The sequence below is a fragment of the Rhodococcus gannanensis genome (assembly GCF_042681175.1).
Lineage (GTDB): Bacteria > Actinomycetota > Actinomycetes > Mycobacteriales > Mycobacteriaceae > Rhodococcus_G > Rhodococcus_G gannanensis.
Map to the genome: position 1 here is coordinate 139,669 of NZ_JBHUFB010000008.1, position 22,738 is coordinate 162,406.

A 22,738-nucleotide genomic window follows, 5' to 3' on the forward strand; every position below is an offset into this window, starting at 1 on the left:
GACAACGGCCTGCAGTTGCGCGTCGGTCATCGACCGCGGCGTCGCCACCGCCGCCGCCTTCAGGTACACCCGGCACAGCCATTCCAGCAACACTGCGTTGTCGAGCGCCTGCTGCAACGACGACCCGACTGCCACCGTTCCGTGGTGGGCGAGGATTGCCGCCCGCGCATGCCGGAGGGCGGTGAGGGTCGACGCGGTGAGCTCCTCGGTTCCGAACGGTGCGAACGGCACCACCGTCAGCTTCCCTCCGAGCAGCAGCTGCTGATAGTGCACGACCGGGAGCTCGTCGGCCACCAGTGACAGGGCCACCGCCGCCTCCGAGTGCGCGTGCACCACCGCGGCCGCGTCCGAGTCGCGGTACACGCCGAGGTGGATGCCCAGTTCCGAGGTCGGCTGCAGCAGGCCGCTCCGATGGCGACCGTCGAGATCGACGACGGTGACGTCGTCGGCGGTCGCCGTGGCCAGGGTGACGCCGGTCGCGGTCAGCGCGACCAGGTCGCCGACCCGGACGCTGACGTTGCCCGCGGTGCCGAGAACGAGCCCCTGTCGGGCCAGTTCGCGGCTCGTCGCGGCAACCTCCGCCCGAGCGAGGTCGAGGTCGTGTCCGGTCACTCCGGGTCACCGCCCCGCTCACGGACGAAGGACTGGACGGTGGCCAGGTCGAACGCGCCGTGGTCGCTGCCGAGCCCCTGGGCGACCTGGGCGGCAGTCGCGTTGCCGAGTCGCGCGGCGTCGACCGGTTCGAGTCCGAGCGAGATGCCGCGCAGGAAACCCGCCGAGAAGGAGTCGCCGCAGCCGGTGGTGTCGACGACGTCGACCTCGTAGGTCGGCACCTCGGTGATGCCCTCGGCGGTGGCGATGACGGTCGGCTTCGCGCCGGCCGTCGCGACCACGCACCGTGCGCCCCGCTCGACGAGGCGACGGCAACCTTCGTGCAGGTCGGTCGCGGCGGTCCAGCCGAGCACCTGCTCGTCGTTGGGCATGAGGTAGTCGATGTGCGGCAACGCCGCCGCGAAGTACTCGAGGGCCTCCGGCAGTCCCGCGGCCAGGCTGTCCGCGGAGGTGACGGCGCCGTTCGCGCGGGCACGGGAAAGCAGTTGCGCCGCAACCTCACCGCCGTAGAACTCGGGCGCACCGAGATGCACGAAGTCGACGTCGTCGAGTGCATCCCAGGGAACGTGCTGCGCCAGAAACATGTTGGCGCCGACCACGTGGAAGGCGGGGCGCGATCCGTCCGGGCGGATCGGCAGCACCGACGCCGACGTCTGCACGTCGGACGTCCGGTGCAGCAGGGACGTGTCGACGCCGTCGCGTTCGAGTAGCGAAGTGAGCAGGGTGCCGAGAGCGTCGTCGCCGACGACGCCCGCCGAACGCACCGACGCCCCGAGTTTGGACAGCACCAGGCCGGTTGCCGCCGCGGTGCCGGCGGCGGTCATCGCGATCTGCTCCACCAGAGCACCGCCCTGGCCTTCGGGGATCTCCGTCACCGGTCGGACGAGGGTGTCGAGAACGTGCACGCCGACGACGAGGGCGCGCACCCGATTCGGATCCGTGGTCATGCCGTCACTCCTTCTGTACGAGTAGGTCGATCGAACCCCGAGTCCGCGCGTTCGGACAGCACGACCGCTTCGAGTGCCCGCATCGACCGGTCGAAGTCGGTCACCATCCCCTTGCGGAGGACGCGGTGCACCAGCGCACCGAGCGGGCGGGGGGCGAGGTCGAAGTGGAACTCGTAGGTCATCGACGTCGCCGCACCGCCGCTCAGCGGGGCGAACCGGAAGACGTTGACGACGTCGCGCAGGGGTGCGAATCCGGTCCCGGAGTCGATCCGCAATCGTTCGGGTTCCAGCTCGCGCACCGTCCACGTGGCGTGGGTGGTGAGCGGGCCGATCGAGGCGACCGTCTCGGTGTACCGGCCGCCGATCTCGGCGAGCCCGTGATGGGTGTGGACCTCGTGCACGCTGGTGACCCAGTCGGCGTAGCGGCGGGTGTCGCTGGCGACCGCCCACACCTCCTCCGGGGTCGCCACCAGGTTCCGGTGTGCGCGGATCACGAATCGATCGGTCATGCGGTACTCCCTTCGGCGGCAAGGATGTCGGCTGCCGCGTTCCTGCCGGATCGGACGGCTCCGTCCATGTAGCCGTTCCAGTGATTGACGTGCTCGGCGCCTGCCCAGTGCACCTTCCCGAACGGGACGTCACGCCACCGTCCGAGACCGGTGAGGGTGCCGGGAGCGAGGACGGACGTCGGTCCGCCCCGCGTCCACTCCTCGGCGGTCCAGTCCTTCTCGATGCACGTGGTGGGGTGCAGGGCCTGCGGGCCGAGCGTGGTGGCGAACGCGCGGAGCACCGCACCGCGCCGCTCGGTGGAAGACTTCGGCGCCCAGGTGCGCCACTGATCCGCACCGACGAATCCCATCAGAACACCGGGGCCGCCGTCGGGTGGTGAGTTGTCGAACATGGAACAGACCGGGAACGACCGGTCTCGAAAGATCGCCTGCCCCGACAGTCCTTCGGCCCGCCAGAACGGTTCCGGGTACACCGCCTCGAACTTGGCGAGGGTGCCGAAACTCATCCGCTGGAACAGGGCCTCCTGCGGCGCGGGGAGCAGTGGGTCCCACGCGATGCGGGTGGCGAGTACCGGCGGCACCGCCACCACGACGTGGTTCGCCGACCACCGGTCGGTGTCGGTGTGCACGATCACCCCCGGCCCGGTCTGGTCGATGCGGCGTACCGGGGACCCGAGCGAGATGCTGTCACCGAGTTCCTCGGCGAGCCGCAGCGACACGCGTTGTGACCCGCCGACGAATCGGGCGTCCTGGGCAGCTCCGGTGACGCCCATCATCCGCCCGACGGTTCCCGGGGTGTACTCGTTGCCCGCGCCTGCGACGTACCAGAGTCCGAACAGCGCGGACGCGTCGGCGGCGGTGCCGCCGAACGCCGACCCGAGCAGTATGTCGAGCAGCTCGATGCCGCCGTCGGTCACGGCGCCGCGGCGGCACCACGTGGCGAGGGTCTGCGCGTCGAGCGCGCGGGCATCGGAGGCGCGCCACGGCGCGTCGACCGGGATCGCTCGTGCCGCCCGGTCGATTCGGGAGATGAGCACCCCGACATCGAGCAGGGCCGACGGGTCCGGCGGGACTCCGTTGCCGAAGCGTCGCGTGGCCCCGTTCCGGACGTAGACGTTGTCGCCGGTGTCGAACGCGGGGAAGGTGTCGACTCCGAGCTCGGCTGCCAGCGAGAGGATGTGGTCCTGGGTCGGACCCACGAACTGGCCGCCGGCCTCGACGACGTGCCCGTCACCGAGGTGGTGGTCGACGGTGCGGCCACCGACGCGATCACGCGCCTCGAGAACCTGGACGGTGTGGCCGGCGGCGCGCAGTGCCCGCGCCGCCGTGAGCCCGGCGAGACCGGCGCCGACGACGATCGTGTCCCTGTGATTCGTCACCGGTTTCCGCCGTCCGTCGCGAGAACCGACGACCGCAGGCCGAGCTGCAGGGCGCCTGCCGCCTCGGCGAGCGCCGCGGTCGCGGCATGTCCGACGCCCGTGGCGTTGACCAGCCCGTGCACGATGCCCCGGTGCCGCCGGGTTCCGACCGCGACACCTGCCTCACGCATCCGCTGCGCGTAGGCCTCGCCCTCGTCGCGCAGGACGTCGAAACCGGCGGTCGCCACGTAGGCGGGCGGCAGGCCGGTCAGGTCGTCGGCGAGCAGCGGCGACACCAGTGGGTCGACGGCCTGCGCCGGGTCGGTCAGGTAGTGGTCTCGGTACCAGTCCATCTGCGCCTCGGTGAGGAACAGGCCGTCGCCGAACAGCTCGTACGAGCGGTGCTTCGTGCTGAGGTCGGTGACCGGCATGAAGAGGAGCTGGAAGCACGGGACCGGCCGGTCCGGCCGGGTACGTGCCTCGATCGTGGTGGCCAGTGACACCACGGCAGCGAGGTTGCCGCCGGCACTCTCGCCGCCGACTGCGACCGCGGTGGGGTCGATGCCCAGTTCCTCGGCGTGGGCGATCGCGTGGTCGAACGCGGCGATCGCGTCGTTCACGCCGGCCGGGAAGGGGTGTTCGGGAGCGAGCCGGTAGTCCACCGACAGCACCGCGACGCCGGCGTTGGCGCAGAGGAATCGGGACACCGAGTCGGCGGCGCCGAGCCCACCGAGCACGAATCCGCCGCCGTGGAAGTACACGAGCAGAGGCAGCCGCTCACCGGCGTGGTGGTGCGGGCGGTAGAGCCGGGCCGGAATCGGCCCGTCGGCGCCGTCGACGGTGAGGTCGCGGACGTCGCCGACCTCGGTGGCGGCGCCGACGATCCACGCCTCCCGATCGATCTGCGCCCGCCCTTCCGGCAAGGGCAGGTTCTCGAAGGTCGTTCCGGCGGCGAGGGTCATCAACCGGAGGCCGAGTTGCACCTCCGTGTCGAGTTCGGCGCCGTCGATGCGGAGGGGGCGCCCACCGATCAGTCGTTGCACCGGCCGGGGGAGGGTGGCGAGCGTGCGGAGTACCGCACGTGCCAGGCGGTCGGCGGGGTGGGGTGTCGACGAAGTCATGCGTCTCCTTGCGTGAGTGCTCGTCGCGGTCGGTCCGTGGAGTCGACGGGTGGACCGTGGTGGAGCAGATGCTAGGGCAAAGTCTGGCCAAATGACCAGACTTTGCGGAATGGGTATCGTCGCGGTTCATGAACACCGGCGGACGCACGCACTACACGCGGGGTCGTGAGCGACGCGACGACCTGATCGACGCCGCGATCCGGACGATCGCGCGCCGCGGACTCGAACGCGTCACCTTCCGCGCCGTCGCCGAGGAAGCCGGATTCCCGCCGTCGACGACCAGCTACTTCTTCGACTCGGTGGACGACGTCATCGACGCCGCCATCACCCGCGTCGCCGACAGCGTGACCGCCAAGGTCTCCGCGCTGCTGGATGCCGGCCGGTCCGGCGAACTGGACGCCGCAGGCCTCGCCGAGGCCATGATCGAGATGGTGTCCGGCCAGGACAACGAGGACTCGATCGCCCAGTTCGACGCCTACCTCGCGGCGCGCCGCCGGCCGGAACTGGCGGAACCCGTGCACCGCATCATGCGCGCGCTCGAGGAATCGACCGAGAACGCGCTGCGCGCACTCGGCGTGGACGATCCCGTCATCCCGGCGCAGCAGTTCGTCGCCCTGATCGACGGATTCACGCTGCACGAGATCGCCCGACCAGGGCGGGCCGAGTCCCGCGACGCGCTGCGAGATCTGCTGGTCCGGGTGCTCGAGTCGTACGTCGGCGACTCGCGGATCCGCTAGCCGTTCGGCGGAGAGGTCCCGCTGTCGGCGGTGCCCGATGTGGAGTCCGGCGGACGTACCTGACCGGCGAACCACGACGCCAGCAACACGACGACCAACGGCACCGCCAGCGTCGCCGTCAGTGGCATCAGGTGGGTCAGCCAGCCCAGCAACGCCGGGCCCGCGAGCAGGCCGACGTATCCCATTCCCACCACCCGTGACATGTTCACTCCGGGTGCGCCGCCGTGCAGGTTGCCCGCCGCCGTGAAGATCTGTGGGATGCACCCGGAGAGCCCGAGCCCGAACAGTGCCCAGCCCGCGAGGGTCAGCGGAATCCACACCGAGGCGATCACCGCCGTCAACCCGAGCGCGGCGATCAGCGTCCCGTAGCGAACCACCGCGACCGGGCCGAACCTGGCGGCCACCCCGTCGGCAGTGAAGCGGCCGACGGTCATCATCACCGCGAACGCCCCGAAGGCCAGTGCCGCGGTCGACTCCGACGTGCCGAGGTGCTCCTTGACCTGCAGGGTGCTCCAGTCGTTCGCGGCGCCCTCGGCGAGGAACAGTGCGAAGGCGATCGCACCCAGGGTGAGGATCTTCGCGGTCGGGGTGCGGTCCCGGGTGGTCGGCGCGTCCACGGCCGCCGGCGGCTCGTGACGTTCGTGTGGAAGCAGCGCGGGCAGGCACGCGATGATCAGCGCGGCCCCGATCACGGCCGCCGCGGTCAGCGCGGTCAGCGGACTCCACCCACGGGCCAGTGTCGCCGCGCCGAGCAGCGAGCCGACGACGCCGCCCAGGGAGAACAGTGCGTGGAAGGCCGACATGATCGGCCGCCCGTACGCCCGCTCCACGTGCACGGCCTGCGAGTTCATCGACACGTCGAGCGCTCCGTTGCCGAGTCCGAACACGGCCAGCGCGACGGCGAGGGTGGCGGTGTCGGTTGCGAGTCCGGGGCCGATCGCGCCGACCGCCAGCAATAGTCCGGCCGTGCCGACCATCGGCTTGCTGCCCCACCGGTCCGCGAGCGGACCTGCGGCCTGCATTCCGATCAGCGCAGCGCCGGCGAGGACGAGCAGCAGCCACCCGAGTGTGGAGTGACTGATGCCGGTGCGCTCCGAGATCGCGGGAATGTGCACCACCCAGGCGGCGAGCAGGAAGCCGTTGACAGCGAAGACGCCGAACACGGCGGCGCGGGCGCGGCGGAGGGAAGTGGGGGAGTTCGTCGTGAGGACCATCGCCACCCATTGTCGCGGGTCCGCCGCCGTGCGTGAGGGTCACCCTCCAGGCGGTGACGGTCGTGCGGTGGAACCGCTCAGGAGTGCGGCGACGTCGGCGAGGTAGCGCGACGCCTGCTCGCCGTCGACGACGCGGTGGTCGAACGAGAGGCCCAGTGTCGTCACCCAGCGTGGGACGACGCGGTCGTCGACCACCCACGGTCGGCGGGAGATGGCACCGAGGCACAGGATCGCGGCCTGGCCGGGCGGCAGGATGGGGGTGCCCGCGTCGACGCCGAACACCCCGACGTTCGTCAGGGTGATGGTGCCGCCGCTCAGGTCGGCCGGTGTCGACGTGTAGGCGCGGGCGGACTCGGCCGCGGCGGACACGGCCCGGGCGAGAGCCGGCAGGTCCAACGCGTGCGCGTCCCGAACCGTCGGCACCAGCAGTCCGCGGTCGGTGGCGACCGCGATCCCGAGGTGGACGCGGCGCCACGTCACGATCTCCTGCCGCCGCTCGTCCCAGCTCGAGTTCAGCTCGGGGTGGGTCCGCAGCGCCACCAGCATCGCCTTCGCGACCAGGGCGAGCGGGGTGACGGTGATGTCGGTGAGCTCGGCGCTCGCACGCAGTCCGTCGAGCAGGTCCACGGTTGCGGTGACATCAGCGGTGAGGAACACCGTCACGTGCGGGGCGGTGAATGCGCTGCGGACCATCGAGTCGGCCGTGCGCCTGCGGATCCCGCGGATCGGGACGCGGATCTCGTCGTCGGCTTCCGCCGCTCCGCCGCCGAGGGCCTCGACGTCCGCCCGGGTGACGGCCCCGTCCGGCCCGCTGCCGTGGACGGTGGTCAGGTCGATGCCGGTCGCCCCGGCCAGCCGGCGTGCCGCGGGTGTCGCGTCCGGCCTGGGTGCCGTCGGGAGGGTGGGGGCGGTAGGGGTGCGGCGACGGTGTGCCCGCCGCGTTCCCGGCGGTGCGCTGGGCCCGTACCCGACGAGCACCGGATCTGATTGCGGTGCATCGGTGTCGGCGTGATCGGTCGTGGATACCCGGATCAGGGGAGCCCCGACCGGGACGACGTCGCCTGGTTCCGCGAGCAGCTCGGCGACGACGCCCGCGAACGGAGACGGCAGCTCGACCGCGGCCTTCGCGGTCTCGACCTCCGCGATCACCTGGTTGAGGGCGACGGTGTCGCCGACCGTCACCGCCCACGACAGCAGTTCGGCGTCGGTCAGTCCCTCACCGAGGTCGGGCAGCCGGAACTCGCGGATGGTCACGACGCCACTCGGGGGAGGGTGCGGTCGACGGCGTCGAGGATGCGGTCCGGGTCGGGCAGGTAGTGCCTCTCCAGTTTCGACGGTGGGTACGGAGTGGCGAATCCGCCGACCCGCAAGACCGGGGCCTCGAGCTGGTAGAAGCAGCGTTCGCCGATGCGGGCGGCGATCTCCGCGCCGAGCCCGGCGAACACCGGCGCCTCGTGGACGACGACGAGCCGCCCGGTGCGGCGCACCGACGCCTCGACGGTGTCGAAGTCGATCGGCGACAGCGACCGCAGGTCGACGACCTCCAGCGAATGACCCTCGCTCGCGGCGATGTCGGCGGCGGCGAGGGCGGTCGCGACCGTCGGCCCGTACGCGACGACGGTGGCGTCCGCGCCGGGGCGGGCGACGCGGGCGCGGTGCAGGTCGAGATCGGGTGGTGCGTCGGGGTCGAACTCGCCGCGATCCCAGTACCGGCGCTTCGGTTCGAGGAAGACGACGGGGTCGTCGTCGGCGACCGCCTGCCGGATCATCGTGTACGCGTCGGCGGGGGTGGACGGCGTCACCACCCGCAGGCCCGCCGTGTGCGCGAACAGTGCCTCCGGCGATTCCGAATGATGTTCCACCGCACCGATTCCGCCCCCGAACGGAATGCGGATCGTCAGCGGTGCCCGGACGTGGCCGTCGGTGCGGTAGTGGATCTTCGCGACCTGGGAGACGATCTGGTCGAAGGCGGGATAGACGAAGCCGTCGAACTGGATCTCGCAGACCGGCCGGTATCCCCGCAGCGCGAGACCGAACGCGGTTCCGACGATGCCGGATTCGGCGAGGGGAGTGTCGATGACACGGTTCGCGCCGAAGTCCTTCTGCAGCGTGTCGGTCACCCGGAAGACGCCGCCGAGCGCGCCGATGTCCTCTCCCAGCAGCACCACCTTCGGGTCGTCCTCGAGTGCGCGGCGCAGTCCGGCATTGACGGCGCCCGCGAGTGTCGTGGTGGTCATGACGGCGCCTCCTCGAACGACCGCAGGTAGTCGGTGAACCGTGTCCGCTCCTCGTCGAGAAGCGGATGCGCCCGGGAGTAGACGTGGTCGAACAGCGCCGCGGGTTCCGGGTCGCCGAGCGCGAGGGTGCCTGCCCGAAAGGCGGACGCGGTGTCCTCGGCGTGCTCGTGGACCCGCTGGGCGAACGCGTCGTCCCACCCGTCCTCCGCCACGAGCAGGCGGCGAACCCGCTCGATCGGGTCGCGGGCCTGCCACGGTGCGACGTCGGCGCGGGAGCGGTAGCGGGTGGGATCGTCGGACGTGGTGTGCGGACCCATCCGGTAGGTCAGCGCCTCGACGAATCCGGGGCCGCCGCCGTCGCGGGCGCGCGCGACTGCGCCGCGGGTGACGGCCAGGACTGCGAGCACGTCGTTGCCGTCGACCTGCACCGACGGGATCCCGTACCCGGTTGCCCGCTGCGCCAGCGGAATCGGGGACTGCACCTGCACCGGCTCGCTGATCGCCCACTGGTTGTTCTGGCAGAAGAACACGACACCGGTGCCCCAGCTCGCCGCGAATCCCAGTGCTTCCGCGATGTCGCCCTGGCTGGTGGCCCCGTCACCGAAATAGACGACGGTGGCGATCTCGGCGCCGTCCAGGTGCGCACCGAGCGCGTATCCGACGGCGTGCAGACCCTGTGCGCCGACGACGATCGCGGGATTGGTCATGGCGTACTCGTCGGGGTCCCAGCAGGACAGGGACACCCCGCGCCACATCCGCGGCCACTGTGCGGGGTCGACTCCGCGGCAGTAGGCCACGCCGTGTTCGCGGTAACTGGTGAAGACGTAGTCGTCGGGACGCAGTGCCCGCGCGGATCCGACCTGGGCAGCTTCCTGGCCGAGGCACGGTGCCCAGATCCCGAGCTGCCCCTGTCGTTGCAGGGCGGTCGCCTCGGCGTCGAGCCGCCGGACCGCGACTATGTCGGTGTAGAGCCCGCGCAGTCGCGCGGTGTCGACGTCGGTGACGGCGTCCGCGTAGGGCGAACCGTGCACCCGCCTGCCGTCCGGTTGGACGAGCTGGACCGGACAGACCTTCTTGTCGGTCACCGGGACCTCCTCTGCCGTCGGCGGGGAGGTCCTTGTGAGACCGCGCCCACCGCGCCGAGTCCATACCACCAGCATCCCCTTTTGCGGCTGCTGCGCAAGGGTGCCCCATGTCCCGACACGCCCACCGATACCGCGGGTTTCCGGGCGCCGTCGGCATAGCCTGGATGCCGCTCCAATCCGGTTCGACACCGACCTTCGAGGGAGTGACCGATGAAGCTGATCCGAGAATGCGCGACGGCGGTTCTGGCCGCGGGAGCGGTGGCCGTGGTCCTCGCGCCACCGGCGGGTGCGGCCACCGACTACCAGCTCACCCCGATTCCCCCGATCGGTACCGTGTACGCGAACAACATTGTGACCCTGGGGGTCACCGTCGGTCCGGTACCGGTCGGCGCGGACGCCTCGACTCCGGTGCTCGTCACGGTCACCGAACCGGACGGTGACGTCCACACCTCGTCGGTGTCGCTGACACTCGGGTTGGGAACCGTCGCGACACGCCTGCACGAGGACGGCCGCTACACCGCACGGTTCGAGTTCGACCCGCCCGGCGGGAACCGGGCCGAGGCGACCGTGCAGTTCGACGCCGTTCCGTCGCCGCTCTCGCTCTCCTGACCCCGTTCCGCATCGTCCCTCGGTCGGGGATCGACGATGCGGTGTCGTGATATTCGGCCGACGGGGCGGGCGTGGCACTAGCATCGATGGGTCCGATGGGCGCACCGTCGAAGTCGCAGTGCCCGGGCCTCGCGCCCGGCGAGGGAGGGAGCAGTCGATGAGCAATGCCGTGGGCTTGAACGAGGAGGCGGTCGCCGCCTGGATCGCGGACCTCGGGATCGGTGCCCTCGCGCCGCTGACCTTCAAGCGCATCGGTAACGGCCAGTCGAACCTCACCTACCGGATCACGGACACCAGCGGCTCGAGTTGGGTGCTGCGCAGGCCGCCGCTGGGCCATCTGCTGGCGTCGGCCCACGACGTCGCCCGGGAGTACCGGATCATCACCGCACTGCAGGGCACCGGCGTCCCGGTACCGAAAGCGCTTGCCCTGACCGAGGATCCGGCTGTCACCGACGCGCCGCTGATGCTGATGAGTCACGTGGACGGCATCGTCATCGACAGCATCGGTGTCGCGAAGGACCTGACTCCGGAGCTGCGCCGTGCGACGGGCCTGTCGATGCCGCGGGCGCTGGCGAGCATCCACGGCGTCGATCTCGAACTCGCCGGCCTGGACGACCTCGCGAGCCGGTCACCGTTCGCGGAGCGGCAGCTGCGCCGGTGGACGGGACAGTGGGAGAAGTCGAAGACCCGTGACGTTCCGGCGGTCGACTCGCTGACCGAGCTGCTGACGCGGTCCGTCCCACAACAAACGGAAACGACGCTCGTCCACGGCGACTTCCACCTGAGCAACGTCATCACCTCGAAGGAGAACGGCGAGGTCGTCGGGGTCGTCGATTGGGAGCTGTCCACCCTGGGCGACCCGCTCGCCGACGTCGGCGCGCTGCTCGGCTACTGGGCGCAGGCCGACGACGCGGTGACCGGTCCGTTCGTGGCGTCGACGGTGGACGGATTCCCGACGCGCGACGAGCTCGCGGAGGTGTACTTCTCGGAAACCGGCCGAGACCCTGCGGCGCTCGGCTTCTGGCACGCACTGTCGCTGTGGAAGCTCGCGATCATCGCGGAGGGGGTGCTGCGCCGGACCATGGACGATCCGCGCAACACCGCCGAGACCGGTGGTCCGTCCGTCAAGCTCATCGACGACATCGTCGAACGGGCCCGCGAGACCGCGGACGCCGCCGGGCTGCGCTGAGGCCGGTCAGTCCCGCACGAGCCGGGTGACGGCAGCACGAACCTGCTCCGGGACGGCAACGGGTCGTCGCGTCTCGGCGTCGACGTACACGTGCACGAAGCGGCCCGTGGCGGCCGGCTCGAGGTCCTGGCCGGCGACGCGGAAGATGGCGAGCGAGTAAGTGATCGAGCTGCGCCCGAGCCGGTCGACGGCCAGTCCGACGCGCAGGTCGTCGGGGAAACTCAGCTCGCTGCGGTACGTGCACGACGTTTCCGCGACCACACCTATCGCGGGGAGTTCGCGGATGTCGACGCCGGACTCCGCGATCAGGAAGGCGTTGACCGCCGTGTCGAAGTACGAGTAGTAGGTGACGTTGTTGACGTGCCCGTAGTGGTCGTTGTCGGCCCACCTCGTCGGGACCGGCCACAGGACGGGGTAATCGGCGGCGGTGGGGACGGCGGCGGCGTCGGTGCTCACACGCTCGACACTAGCGACCCGCCGTCGGCGGCCGGGAGCGCCCGTCCGGGGAGGCGGGGTCGAGGCGTCCACCCGGCGAGGCGTCCACCGACCCGGTAGCTTGTGATACACACCACACTTCGACGACGGGACCGGCGATGATGCCAGCTTTCGGGACCGGGCCGAACCGCCGCCGAGCCATGGTCGCCGCCGCCGCGGTCGGCCTACTCGTCGTCGCAGGATGCTCCGGCGACGACTCGAACACCGAGTCCACTGCGTCCGCGACCTCGGGAGCCGAACCGACCGCCGAGATGGACGCCGCCGTCGCCGCGCGTCTCGACGACGCCATCGAATCCGCGATGGCGCAGGCGTCGGTGCCCGGCGCGATCGTCGGCGTGTGGGGTCCGGACGGGACCTACGTCAAGGCGCACGGCGTCGCCGACAAGACCACCGGCGAGCCCATGGAAGCCGACTTCTACAGCCGCATCGGCAGCGTCACCAAGACGTTCACCGTGACCGGTGTGCTCCAGCTCGTGGACGAGGGTGAGGTCGGCCTCGACGATCCGATCGACAAGTACGTCGACGGCGTGCCGGGAGGCGACCGGATCACGATCCGGGAGCTGGCACGGATGCAGAGCGGCCTCGCGAACTACACGGCGAGCGAGGATTTCCAGAAGGCGTTCTTCGCGAACCCCGATGCGCCGTTCACCCCGGAACAGCTCCTCGGGTACGCCTTCGCGATGCCGGTGACGTTCCCGCCCGGTGAGGGCTTCGAGTACTCGAACACCAACACCACACTGCTCGGCCTCGTCGTGGAGAAGGTCAGCGGACTGTCGCTGGCCGACTACGTGACCGAGAAGATCATCACGCCGCTCGAACTGGAGCAGACGAGCTTCCCGACCGACGCCACCTTCCCGGAACCGCACGCCCAGGGGTACACCACGCAGACGCTCGACGGGGCCGAGACCACCGCCACCGACTGGAATCCGTCGTGGGGCTGGGCGGCGGGCGCGATGATCTCGACGCTCGACAACCTGCGGATCTGGGGTCCGGCGCTCGCGAACGGCACCCTGCTCAGCCCGGAGACGCAGGCGCAGCGGCTCGAGACGGTCAGTCCGCCGGGGTACGCGCCCGGCGTCGGGTACGGCCTCGGGATCTTCGAAGCCGAGGGGTGGCTCGGGCACAACGGCAGCCTGCCCGGGTACCAGACCGTTGTCGTCCATCTGCCGGAGAAGGACACGACTCTCGCGATCATGATCAACACCGACGAGGCGTACGAGGGTGGCGAACCGAGCTCGCTGCTGGCCACCGCGATCACCCAGGTCATCACGCCGGACCACGTGTACCGGCTGGCGGAGAACGCGCCCGTGCCGGGGCAGTCCGCCGTCACGACCGCGCCCGCTCCGACGAGCTGACGGCGGTCAGGCCCGCGAGTACTCCGACGCCCGCCGGATCTGGTCGGCGGTCGGCGTGACGCCGGTGTAGAGCACGAACTGCTCGGCCGCCTGCAAGGCGATCACCTCGGCGCCGGTGACGACGGACCTGCCCGCGGCGCGGGCGGCGCGGATCAGTGGGGTTTCCGACGGCATCGCAACCACGTCGAAGACGGTGGCCGCGGCGCTCACGGCGTCGTCGCCGAACGGGGAGTCGTCGGCGGCCGGTCCGCCGGCCATGCCGACGGGGGTCGCGTTCACCAGGACCTGCGGGCGCAGGTCGCCGAGCTCGGGCCGCCAGTAGAAGCCGTACTGCGCGGCGAGTGCCCGCCCGGTCGCCTCGTTGCGGGCGATCACGGCGACGTCGGACAGTCCGGTGTCGTGCAGTGCCGCGACGACGGCCTTCGCCATGCCGCCGCTGCCCGTGACCGCGGCGGTGCTGCCGGGATCGACGGAGTGTTCGCGCAGCAGCGTCGCCACGGCCTGGTAGTCGGTGTTGTAGGCGTGCAGCACGCCGTCCTCGTTGACGATGGTGTTCACCGAGTCGATCGCCGAGGCGGACGGGTGCATCACGTCGACGTGGGCGATGCACGCCTCCTTGAACGGCATCGAGACACCACATCCCCGGATGCCGAGGGCCCGGATACCCGCGATCGCCGCGGGTAGGTCCGTCGTGGTGAACGCCTTGTACAGGAAGTCGAGGTCGAGTTCCTCGTACAGGTAGTTGTGGAACCGGGTGCCGATGTTCGACGGCCGGCCGGACAGTGACATGCAGAGCGTCGTGTCCCGATTGACGGTGTCCTTGCTGATGTTCCGCACCCGACAACGGTAAGCGCCGGGGGAGTCGCGCGCTCCCGCATGCAGTGACTCGTGTCACACCTGGACGTACAGTCGAGGGGGTCGAGTGGTCGAGACACGTTCCGTGGAAGTCGCCCGAGGCTCGAAGAAAGCGCAGGTGAAAGCCTGATTCCCGTGGAGTCGCCGAACGGCGGAAGGGGTTGCCCTCCTCGGCAGCACGGATAGCAGTACGCTTGTAATGTTTGGCTCGCAACCCGGGGACGACCGGGGTTGCCCAGAATTACCGATCGAGTGGTTTTCCGATCGCTCACGAAGCGACGGCAACGTGTGGCAAGGGGAAACTTCCTAGGAGGACGCGACCTACCCATGTCCAAGATCAAGGTTGAGGGCACCGTCGTCGAGCTCGACGGCGACGAGATGACCCGCATCATCTGGCAGTTCATCAAGGACAAGCTGATCCATCCGTACCTCGACGTCGACCTCGAGTACTACGACCTCGGCATCGAGTCCCGAGACAAGACGGACGACCAGGTCACCGTCGACGCGGCCAACGCCATCAAGAAGCACGGCGTCGGCGTCAAGTGCGCGACGATCACCCCGGACGAGGCCCGCGTCGAGGAATTCGGCCTCAAGAAGATGTGGCGCTCACCCAACGGCACCATCCGCAACATCCTCGGCGGCACCATCTTCCGCGCGCCGATCCTGATCTCGAACGTGCCGCGCCTGGTTCCGGGTTGGACCAAGCCGGTCATCGTCGGACGTCACGCGTTCGGTGACCAGTACCGCGCCACCGACTTCAAGGTGCAGACCGCGGGCACCGTCACCATCACCTTCACCCCCGAGGACGGCTCCGAGCCGATCCAGCACGAGGTGTGCCGCATTCCCGAGGACGGCGGCGTCGTCATGGGCATGTACAACTACAAGAAGTCCATCCAGGACTTCGCGCGGGCCTCGTTCTCGTACGGCCTGCAGCAGAACTACCCCGTCTACCTGTCGACCAAGAACACGATCCTCAAGGCCTACGACGGCATGTTCAAGGACGAGTTCCAGCGGATCTTCGAGGAGGAGTTCAAGGCGGAGTTCGACGCCGCCGGACTCACCTACGAGCACCGCCTCATCGACGACATGGTCGCCTCCGCGCTCAAGTGGGAGGGCGGCTACGTGTGGGCCTGCAAGAACTACGACGGCGACGTCCAGTCGGACACCGTCGCGCAGGGCTACGGCTCGCTCGGGCTGATGACCTCGGTGCTGATGACCCCGGACGGCAGGACCGTCGAAGCGGAGGCCGCGCACGGGACCGTCACCCGGCACTACCGGCAGCACCAGCAGGGCAAGCCGACGTCGACCAACCCGATCGCGTCGATCTTCGCCTGGACCCGCGGCCTCGAACATCGCGGCAAGCTCGACGGGACCCCCGAGGTGATCGACTTCGCACAGCAGCTCGAGGACGTCGTCATCAAGACCGTCGAGGGCGGCCAGATGACCAAGGACCTCGCGCTGCTCGTCGGCGGCGACCAGGGCTACCTGACCACCGAGGAGTTCCTCGGCGCGCTCGACGAGAACCTGCGCAAGGCGCGCGCCTGACGTGCGAACGAGGCGCCCGGAAAACGATCCGGGTGCCCCGGCGTCGTCCCGGGGTGAGCGAATTCACCGGACCGCAGGTGGCCGAGCCGCCGCCGCGGTGACGACACTGGATCGGTGACGCAGATCCTCACCACCGAACAACCGACCGGCAGGCCGAGCGGGCGAACCCTTGCGATGCTGGCGCTGGCTCTCGGTGGGTTCGGCATCGGCACCACCGAGTTCGTCGCCATGGGTCTGCTTCCCGAGATGGCCACCGGCCTCGGAATCTCCGAACCGACCGCCGGTCACGTCATCTCCGCGTACGCGCTCGGCGTCGTCGTCGGTGCGCCGACCATCGCCGCCCTCACCGCGCGGGTTCCGCGCAGGACGCTGCTCGTCGCCCTCATGGTCGCGTTCACCGTCGGCAACGTCGCGTCGGTGCTCGCCCCGACCTACGGCACGCTCATGGTCGCCCGGTTCGTCGCGGGCCTTCCGCACGGTGCGTACTTCGGCATCGCCGCCCTCGTCGCCGCGCATCTCGCCGAACCCGGCCGTCGCGCCAAAGCGGTCGCCACGGTCATGCTCGGCCTGTCCGTCGCCAATGTCATCGGCGTCCCCGTCGCCACCTGGCTCGGCCAGAACCTCGGCTGGCGCACCGCGTTCGCGCTGGTCGCGGCGATCGGCGTGGTCACCGTGCTGTCCCTCGCCGCCTGGATGCCGCGACTCGACGACATGCCCGCCTCCAGCCCGATCGCCGAACTCGGCGCGCTCACCCGTGTCCAGGTGTGGATGACGCTGATCATGGGGATGGTCGGCTTCGGCGGCATGTTCGCCGTCTATACCTACATCAGCACCACCCTCACCGACGTCGCGGGACTGTCGAAGTCGCTGATCCCGGTCGCGCTCATGCTGTACGGACTCGGCATGGTCGTGGGCAACGTCCTCGGGGGCCACCTGGCGGACCGGGCGCTGCTTCGCAGCCTCGCCGCCGCGATGACCTTCCTCGCGGTGCTCCTCGCCGTGTTCGCTGTCGCGGCCCGAACCTCGGTGGTCGCGCTCGGCCTGGTGTTCCTTATCGGGCTGGCCGGGGCGTCGATGGTGCCCGCACTGCAGACCCGACTCATGGACGTCGCGGAGGACGCGCAGAACCTCGCCGCCGCCCTGAACCATGCGGCACTGAACGTCGCGAACGCGTTCGGCGCCTGGATCGGAGGTGTCGTCATCGCGGCCGGCTTCGGCTACTCCGCACCCGCCGCCGTCGGATCCCTGCTCGCCGTCGCCGGGCTCGGCGTGCTCGGCGTCGCCGTCCTCCTCGAACGCCGTGGTGGTGCCGTCCCGACCTCGGCCCGCTGCCACGCCTGACACCCCCTGACACCCCCGCACCTTCGGCTGAACGTGGCGTTCGTTCGCTCCAACGAGATGAACGTGGCGTTCAGCCTTTCGGCGGGTTGAGGTCGAACGTGGCGTTCGTTCGGTTGAACGAGATGAACGTGGCGTTCAGCCTTTCGACGGCAGCGGCTGACGGTGCGGTGTCCGGGTGGTCCGTTACGGTGTGCACTCGTGCCGAACGTCATCTCCACTGTCAACGTCAACGGCGTCCGCGCCGCCGCCAAGAAGGGTCTGCTCGAGTGGCTGGCCGCCACCGACGCCGACATCGTCTGCCTGCAGGAAACCCGCGCCGACGACAAGCAGCTCCACGCGACGCTCGCCCCGGCCCTGGACGCCGGCTGGCACCTGTACACCGCGGAGTCCTCGGTGAAGGGCCGCAACGGCGTCGCGGTGCTCTCCCGCCGGCCCGCCGACGCGATCCGGATCGGGCACGGTGACGACGAGTTCGTGGCTGCCGGCCGCTACCTCGAGGCGGACTTCGGTGACGTCACCGTCGCCAGCCTGTACCTGCCGTCCGGCGACGTCGGCACCGAACGCCAGGTGGAGAAGGAACGATTTCTGGAGTCGTTCGGTGCACACCTGCAGGCGACGTCCGCCTCGGCCGTCGCAGCGGGCCGGGACGTGGTGGTGTGCGGTGACTGGAACATCGCGCACACGGAACTGGACCTGAAGAACCACAAGGGCAACGTGAAGAACTCCGGCTTCCTGCCGAACGAGCGCGCCTGGATGGCGTCCGTGTTCGGGGAGTACGGCTGGGTCGACGTGATGCGTGGGCTGCACCCCGACATCGCCGGGCCTTACACCTGGTGGTCCTACCGGGGCAAGGCGTTCGACAACGACTCCGGATGGCGGATCGACTACCAGGTCGCCACCCCACAGCTCGCCGAGCGGGCGAAGGAGGCCGTCGTCGAGCGGGCCGAGTCCTACGACCAGCGGTGGTCCGATCACGCCCCGGTGACGGTGCGCTACCGCTGACCCGGGCCGGGCCGTCGGGGCGGGCATGAAAGGATCGAGCCATGTCGAGTTCCGAATCGTCCGCCCCCACCGCCAAGCAGCGGGTGCTGTCCGGTATCCAGCCGACCGCCGACTCCTTCCACCTCGGCAACTACCTCGGTGCGCTGGCGCAGTGGGTGCAGCTCCAGGACGACTTCGACGCCTTCTACTTCATCCCCGACCTGCATGCCATCACGGTGCCGCAGGACCCGAAGGACCTGCGCAAGCGCACGAAGGTCGCGGCCGCGCAGCTGCTGGCGCTCGGTATCGACCCGTCGCGGTCGACTCTGTTCGTGCAGAGTCAGGTGCCCGAGCACGCCCAGCTGGCGTGGGTCCTCAACTGCATCACCGGGTTCGGTGAGGCGAGCCGGATGACGCAGTTCAAGGACAAGTCCGCGAAGCAGGGCACCGAGGCCGCGACAGTGGGCCTCTTCACCTACCCGGTCCTGATGGCCGCCGACATCCTGCTGTACCGCCCGCACCGGGTTCCGGTCGGCGAGGACCAGCGCCAGCACCTGGAGATGGCCCGCGACCTCGCGCAGCGGTTCAACACCCGGTTCGGCAAGACATTCGTCGTTCCGGAAGCGCAGATGATCAAGGGCACTTCGAAGATCTACGACCTGCAGGACCCGACGTCGAAGATGAGCAAGTCCGCCGCGTCCGACGCCGGACTGATCAACCTGCTCGACGATCCGAAGGTCTCTGCCAAGCGGATCCGGTCGGCCGTCACCGACAACGAACGCGAGATCCGGTTCGACCGGGAGAACAAGCCGGGCGTGTCGAACCTGCTCACCATCCAGTCCGCATTGTCCGGGACAGGTATCGAAGACCTCGAGAAGGGGTATGTGGGCAAGGGTTACGGAGATCTCAAGGCCGACACCGCGGATGTGCTCGTCGAGTTCGTGACACCGCTCCGCGCGAAGGTCGACGAGTTCCTGTCCGACCAGGCCGAGCTGGACCGGATCCTCGACGCGGGTGCGGAACGCGCCCGCGAGGTGTCCTCACGGGTGCTGGCTCAGGTCTATGACAGGGTGGGATTCCTGCCGCAGAAGCACTGACCGCGGTGGGGTGAACGAAGGCGACGGGAGGGTGACGGCCGGTGCCGGACGTGAAGGGGTTTCTCGAGCGGCGGCGCCAACAGTGGTTCTGGCTCGACCACGTCATCCGCGCGGGCGGACGGTACCAGGACCAGAAGGGCGACTACTTCGCCGCCGGCATCACCTATTTCAGCGTCTTCGCGTTGTTCCCGCTGTTGATGGTCGGGTTCGCGATCGCCGGATTCGTCCTCGTGCAGAACCCCTCGTACATCGAGTCGATCCACGACGCCGTCAGCGAGGCGATGCCCGGTGACCTGGGCGACCAGATCAACCAGTTGATCGACTCGGCGATCGCCGCCCGCGCCACCGTCGGTGTCCTCGGCCTGCTCACCGCCGCCTACTCCGGCCTCGGCTGGATGGCGAACATGCGGGAGGCGCTGACCGCGATGTGGGACCAGCATCATCCCCGATCCAACTTCGTCGTCACCAAGCTCAAGGACCTGTCGAAGCTGCTCGGCCTGTTCGTGGCCGTGGTGCTGTCCGTCGGCCTCACCGTGCTGGCGCAGGGCGGGATCATGCGCCGCGTCGCCGAGTACCTCGGCATCGACGACCTCGGCTGGGTCCAGTTCCTCCTCCAGACCGGCTCCTCGGTTCTCGCGGTGGTTGTCACGTGGGCGCTCCTGACCTGGGTGATCGCGCGGCTGCCCCGCGAGCCCGTCACCCTGCGCAGCGCCGCGAAGGCGGCCGTGATCGCGGCGATCGGGTTCGAACTGTTCAAACGGCTCGGCGTGATCTACCTGCAGTCGGTCACCCAGGGACCCGCCGGGTCGACGTTCGGTCCGATCATCGGTCTGCTCGTGTTCATCTACTTCACCGCCCGGCTCGTCCTGTTCTCGACGGCCTGGGCGGCGACCACCAAGGAATCCGAGGAACGCGCATTCGTGCCGCCTCCGGAACCGGCGCTCATCGCCGTCGCGCCGCCGACCCCGCGGCGAAGTGTGGGGGAGACAGCGGCGCTGATCGGGGCCGGTGCGGTCGCCGTCCTCGGATTGGGTGGACTGGCGCGGCGTCGCCGCGACAAGAGCCGCTCCTGACCCGAGTCCTCAGCGGCGCCGACGCCGTTGCGCGACACCGGCAGCCGCGACGAACACCACCGCCATCACCGCGCCACCCGCCGCGATGGTCGTCCGAGTGTCGTCGGAGACCGCACTCGAGGACGCAGCCGAGTCGGTGTCCGTCGACTCCGCGGGCGGGACCGCCGTCGTGACCGCGGAGTCGGACTCCGAGGGGCCGGACGTGCCCACCTCGCCGGGTTCGACGAGTTCGCCGACCGAGGTGTCCGCCGGCAGCGCGAACCCGTAGTCGAGGAGCCTCGTCGCCTGCTCCCACGGCCGGATCGGCAGCACGTCCGCCGCCAGCAACGTCACCACCAGGCGGTGGCCGTCGCGTTCCGCTCCGCCGACGAACGTCTGCCGGGCGTCGTCGGTGTAGCCGGTCTTGCCGCCGAGCGCGCCCGGGTAGGTGTACAGCAGCCGGTTGTCGTTCGACAGCTGGTAGCCGGGCTTGTCGGTGCTCGTCGGATCCGCCGGATCCCTCGGGAACCCGGGGAAGTCGACGGTTTCCGTTCGGATCAGCTCGGCGAACGTGGGGTTCCTCATCGCCGCCCGGTAGATCAGCGCGAGGTCGTACGCGGAGGTGGTCATACCGGGACCGTCGAGGCCGGACGGCGTCGCGGTCCGGGTGTCGAGGGCACCGAGTTCGACGGCGAGCGCGTTCATCTTCTCGACCGCCGCCTGGTCGCCGCCGAGCTGGGCGGCGATCGCATGCGCGGCGTCGTTTCCGGACGCCATCACCAGGCCCTGCAACAGTTGCCGATTGGTGTAGGTGCCACCCTTGCCAAGTCCGACCGCGCTGCCCTCGACGTTGGCGTCCTCCGCGGTCGCGGTGACCGTCGCGTCGAGGTCCAGTTCGTCGAGGGCGACCAGAGCCAGCAGTGCCTTGATGGTGCTGGCCGGTCGATACCGCCCGTGCGGATCCTTCGCCGCGAGCACCTCCCCGCTGTCGAGATCGGCGAGAACCCACCCGGTCGCCGAGATGTCCGCCGGCAGTGGGGGAGTGCCGTCGGCGACCACCACCCCGCACTCGCCCATGTCTCCGCCGCCGACCGGGTTCGGTGGGACCGGTAGCGGTGCCGGTGCCGTCTGCCCCGGTGCGGGGACCTCGGAGAGGTCGATGGCGGGTGGCGGCGCCACCCGGTTCGGGCACGAGTCCGTGTTCGGTGTCACGAATGGTGGACTGGTCACCGGCGGGGGAGGCGGCGCGGGCTCCGGTTGCGCCGCCGCTGGCGCTGCGGCCAGACCGACGAGGCCGACTGCCACGGCCGCGATCGCGGAGACCCGCGTGCCGCGGCGGGGCTTGGCACGAGTCTGTTCGCGGCGGCGCGGCGTCGGTGCCGTGGCCGTCGGTGCGGGCGTCGAAGCAGTGCTGCCGAACATGGTCATCGGGGAGGCAGGGTAGCGCACCTGCGGGCCGCCTACGCCACGGTGGCGGCGGCGTGCCTGCGCGGCCGATCGTACGCCGCACACACGGCGAGGATCCACTGCCGATCCGTGACCCCGGCGGGTGTTCCCAACCATCCGGGGTCGAACGGCTCGGGTTCGGTCGTCGCCCGGTGCAGCCACCGCGCGACGGCGTCCGCCTGGAGCGACATCTCCGCGGGCGGGTCGGACTCGCCCCGCGTGATCAGGCCGGCGCCCGCGTGCAGGTACAGCCCGTCGAGGATCTGGGACACCCGGTCGTCCGCCGTCAGTGTGGTCGTCACAGACCGGTAGTCGCTGTCGAGCAGTTCGGGATGTGCGGTCGTCAGCTGCGTCCACACGGCCCTCGTCCGGCGCAGGTCGAGACGGGCTCGCGCCCACGCCTCGATCATCACCGACGAACAGCCACCGCTGACGAGGATGACGGCCAGTGACCACCATCCGGACGCGGGCGACAGGTGATCGTGGGCCGCTGTCGCAAGGTTCGACGCGCACATCGCCCCGATCACGACGAGACCCGTGGTGTACAGCGCGATGGCCCGCCCCAGCGGATTCCACCGGATGTACCGGACCGACACCCCGATCCCGAACGCGGTGGCCGTCAGCACGAACACCGACGTCGCGGGACTGTGGCGGGCGGCGAGGAGTTCGGTCGCCACGAACACACACGTGAGCGCTGCGGCGACGACCGTCAGCGGCCACTGCGGTCGCGTGCTGAGGACCGTCAGCGACGTCGCCGCGATCAGTGCGGTCGATGCCGCGAACACGAGCAGGCACAACTCGAAAACGGTCGCAGCCACACCGTCGCCGTACCCGTCCAGCACCTCGGACACCGTCGACGTGCGCACCGTCGCCGCGACCGTGAGGGTCACCGCAGCGATCGCGATCGCGATCCGCGACAGCGACGGGGGACGCACGGTCAACCTGCCGATCCG

The 22,738-nt window shown here is 70.0% G+C and carries 21 protein-coding genes and 1 pseudogene; 9 read left to right on the forward strand and 13 right to left on the reverse strand.

Annotation, left to right across the window (positions count from 1 at the left end; all coding sequences use genetic code 11):
* From ACFSJG_RS06415 to ACFSJG_RS06435, 5 genes and pseudogenes are all read right to left on the reverse strand, one after another.
* On the reverse strand, positions 1 to 612 hold a 612-nt coding region (locus ACFSJG_RS06415; RefSeq protein WP_378484381.1), incomplete at its 3' end, for a class II aldolase/adducin family protein.
* Positions 609 to 1,559 carry a carbohydrate kinase family protein gene (locus ACFSJG_RS06420; RefSeq protein WP_378484382.1) on the reverse strand — a complete coding sequence of 317 codons (951 nt, stop codon included), beginning with the start codon at positions 1,557 to 1,559 and terminating at the stop codon, positions 609 to 611. The genes ACFSJG_RS06415 and ACFSJG_RS06420, both read right to left, overlap by 4 nt.
* Positions 1,556 to 2,068 carry an SRPBCC family protein gene (locus ACFSJG_RS06425; protein WP_378484383.1) on the reverse strand — a complete coding sequence of 171 codons (513 nt, stop codon included), beginning with the start codon at positions 2,066 to 2,068 and terminating at the stop codon, positions 1,556 to 1,558. The genes ACFSJG_RS06420 and ACFSJG_RS06425 overlap by 4 nt, the downstream gene beginning before the upstream one ends.
* A pseudogene (locus tag ACFSJG_RS06430) lies at positions 2,065 to 3,522 on the reverse strand (flavin monoamine oxidase family protein); the annotation flags it as partial. The gene ACFSJG_RS06425 and the pseudogene ACFSJG_RS06430, both read right to left, overlap by 4 nt.
* The gene (locus ACFSJG_RS06435) at positions 3,444 to 4,547 is read right to left on the reverse strand and encodes an alpha/beta hydrolase (protein ID WP_378484384.1); all 1,104 of its coding nucleotides are present in this window, start codon (positions 4,545 to 4,547) and stop codon (positions 3,444 to 3,446) included. The pseudogene ACFSJG_RS06430 and the gene ACFSJG_RS06435, both read right to left, overlap by 79 nt.
* 128 nt (positions 4,548 to 4,675) lie before the next feature.
* On the opposite strand from ACFSJG_RS06435, the gene ACFSJG_RS06440 reads away from it, so the two are divergent.
* Positions 4,676 to 5,284 (forward strand): TetR/AcrR family transcriptional regulator, encoded by a 609-nt coding sequence (locus tag ACFSJG_RS06440; protein ID WP_378484385.1) that lies wholly within the window; start codon positions 4,676 to 4,678, stop codon positions 5,282 to 5,284.
* Here the strand turns inward: ACFSJG_RS06440 and ACFSJG_RS06445 are convergent.
* From ACFSJG_RS06445 to pdhA, 4 genes are read right to left on the reverse strand one after another with little or no spacing between them, the layout of a single operon-like run.
* Positions 5,281 to 6,498 carry an MFS transporter gene (locus ACFSJG_RS06445; RefSeq protein WP_378484386.1) on the reverse strand — a complete coding sequence of 406 codons (1,218 nt, stop codon included), beginning with the start codon at positions 6,496 to 6,498 and terminating at the stop codon, positions 5,281 to 5,283. The genes ACFSJG_RS06440 and ACFSJG_RS06445 overlap by 4 nt on opposite strands.
* Before the next feature lie 39 nt (positions 6,499 to 6,537).
* A complete protein-coding gene (locus ACFSJG_RS06450) occupies positions 6,538 to 7,752 on the reverse strand; it encodes a dihydrolipoamide acetyltransferase family protein (protein WP_378484387.1) in 1,215 nt (404 codons plus the stop codon).
* Complete coding sequence (locus ACFSJG_RS06455; protein ID WP_378484388.1) at positions 7,749 to 8,735, reverse strand: alpha-ketoacid dehydrogenase subunit beta; 987 nt, start codon at positions 8,733 to 8,735, stop codon at positions 7,749 to 7,751. The genes ACFSJG_RS06450 and ACFSJG_RS06455 overlap by 4 nt, the downstream gene beginning before the upstream one ends.
* A complete protein-coding gene (pdhA, locus tag ACFSJG_RS06460) occupies positions 8,732 to 9,820 on the reverse strand; it encodes a pyruvate dehydrogenase (acetyl-transferring) E1 component subunit alpha (protein ID WP_378484389.1) in 1,089 nt (362 codons plus the stop codon). The genes ACFSJG_RS06455 and pdhA overlap by 4 nt, the downstream gene beginning before the upstream one ends.
* 210 nt (positions 9,821 to 10,030) lie before the next feature.
* Here pdhA and ACFSJG_RS06465 point away from each other — a divergent pair, with 210 nt between their 5' ends.
* On the forward strand, positions 10,031 to 10,429 hold the full coding sequence (locus ACFSJG_RS06465; protein ID WP_378484390.1) for a hypothetical protein: 399 nt from the start codon (positions 10,031 to 10,033) through the stop codon (positions 10,427 to 10,429).
* A 157-nt stretch (positions 10,430 to 10,586) separates the two neighbouring features.
* A complete protein-coding gene (locus tag ACFSJG_RS06470) occupies positions 10,587 to 11,618 on the forward strand; it encodes a phosphotransferase family protein (protein WP_378484391.1) in 1,032 nt (343 codons plus the stop codon).
* Between the two features lie 6 nt (positions 11,619 to 11,624).
* Here the strand turns inward: ACFSJG_RS06470 and ACFSJG_RS06475 are convergent, their stop codons facing one another.
* Entirely contained in the window at positions 11,625 to 12,074 is a 450-nt protein-coding gene (locus tag ACFSJG_RS06475) for an acyl-CoA thioesterase (RefSeq protein ID WP_378484392.1), read from the reverse strand.
* Between the two features lie 137 nt (positions 12,075 to 12,211).
* Here ACFSJG_RS06475 and ACFSJG_RS06480 point away from each other — a divergent pair, with 137 nt between their 5' ends.
* Complete coding sequence (locus ACFSJG_RS06480) at positions 12,212 to 13,468, forward strand: serine hydrolase domain-containing protein (RefSeq protein ID WP_378484393.1); 1,257 nt, start codon at positions 12,212 to 12,214, stop codon at positions 13,466 to 13,468.
* Between the two features lie 6 nt (positions 13,469 to 13,474).
* Here ACFSJG_RS06480 and ACFSJG_RS06485 read toward each other — a convergent pair whose 3' ends face one another.
* Positions 13,475 to 14,305 carry a shikimate 5-dehydrogenase gene (locus ACFSJG_RS06485; RefSeq protein ID WP_378484394.1) on the reverse strand — a complete coding sequence of 277 codons (831 nt, stop codon included), beginning with the start codon at positions 14,303 to 14,305 and terminating at the stop codon, positions 13,475 to 13,477.
* 345 nt (positions 14,306 to 14,650) lie between these two features.
* On the opposite strand from ACFSJG_RS06485, the gene ACFSJG_RS06490 reads away from it, so the two are divergent.
* The 5 genes from ACFSJG_RS06490 to yhjD all read left to right on the forward strand — a co-directional run bounded on the left by ACFSJG_RS06490 (position 14,651) and on the right by yhjD (position 20,360).
* Positions 14,651 to 15,868 carry an NADP-dependent isocitrate dehydrogenase gene (locus ACFSJG_RS06490; protein WP_378484395.1) on the forward strand — a complete coding sequence of 406 codons (1,218 nt, stop codon included), beginning with the start codon at positions 14,651 to 14,653 and terminating at the stop codon, positions 15,866 to 15,868.
* A 174-nt stretch (positions 15,869 to 16,042) separates the two neighbouring features.
* Complete coding sequence (locus ACFSJG_RS06495) at positions 16,043 to 17,209, forward strand: MFS transporter (protein WP_378484448.1); 1,167 nt, start codon at positions 16,043 to 16,045, stop codon at positions 17,207 to 17,209.
* A gap of 198 nt (positions 17,210 to 17,407) precedes the next feature.
* On the forward strand, positions 17,408 to 18,211 hold the full coding sequence (locus ACFSJG_RS06500; RefSeq protein WP_378484396.1) for an exodeoxyribonuclease III: 804 nt from the start codon (positions 17,408 to 17,410) through the stop codon (positions 18,209 to 18,211).
* A 41-nt stretch (positions 18,212 to 18,252) separates the two neighbouring features.
* The gene (gene trpS, locus ACFSJG_RS06505; RefSeq protein WP_378484397.1) at positions 18,253 to 19,287 is read left to right on the forward strand and encodes a tryptophan--tRNA ligase; all 1,035 of its coding nucleotides are present in this window, start codon (positions 18,253 to 18,255) and stop codon (positions 19,285 to 19,287) included.
* Positions 19,288 to 19,328: 41 nt separating this feature from the next.
* Positions 19,329 to 20,360, forward strand: coding sequence for an inner membrane protein YhjD (yhjD, locus tag ACFSJG_RS06510; protein ID WP_378484398.1), 1,032 nt, complete (start codon positions 19,329 to 19,331; stop codon positions 20,358 to 20,360).
* 9 nt (positions 20,361 to 20,369) lie between these two features.
* Here the strand turns inward: yhjD and ACFSJG_RS06515 are convergent, their stop codons facing one another.
* Together ACFSJG_RS06515 and ACFSJG_RS06520 are read right to left on the reverse strand one after the other, a co-directional pair.
* Positions 20,370 to 21,761, reverse strand: coding sequence for a D-alanyl-D-alanine carboxypeptidase family protein (locus ACFSJG_RS06515; RefSeq protein ID WP_378484449.1), 1,392 nt, complete (start codon positions 21,759 to 21,761; stop codon positions 20,370 to 20,372).
* 38 nt (positions 21,762 to 21,799) lie between these two features.
* On the reverse strand, positions 21,800 to 22,726 hold the full coding sequence (locus ACFSJG_RS06520; RefSeq protein WP_378484399.1) for a hypothetical protein: 927 nt from the start codon (positions 22,724 to 22,726) through the stop codon (positions 21,800 to 21,802).
* Between the last annotated feature and the right edge of the window lie 12 nt (positions 22,727 to 22,738).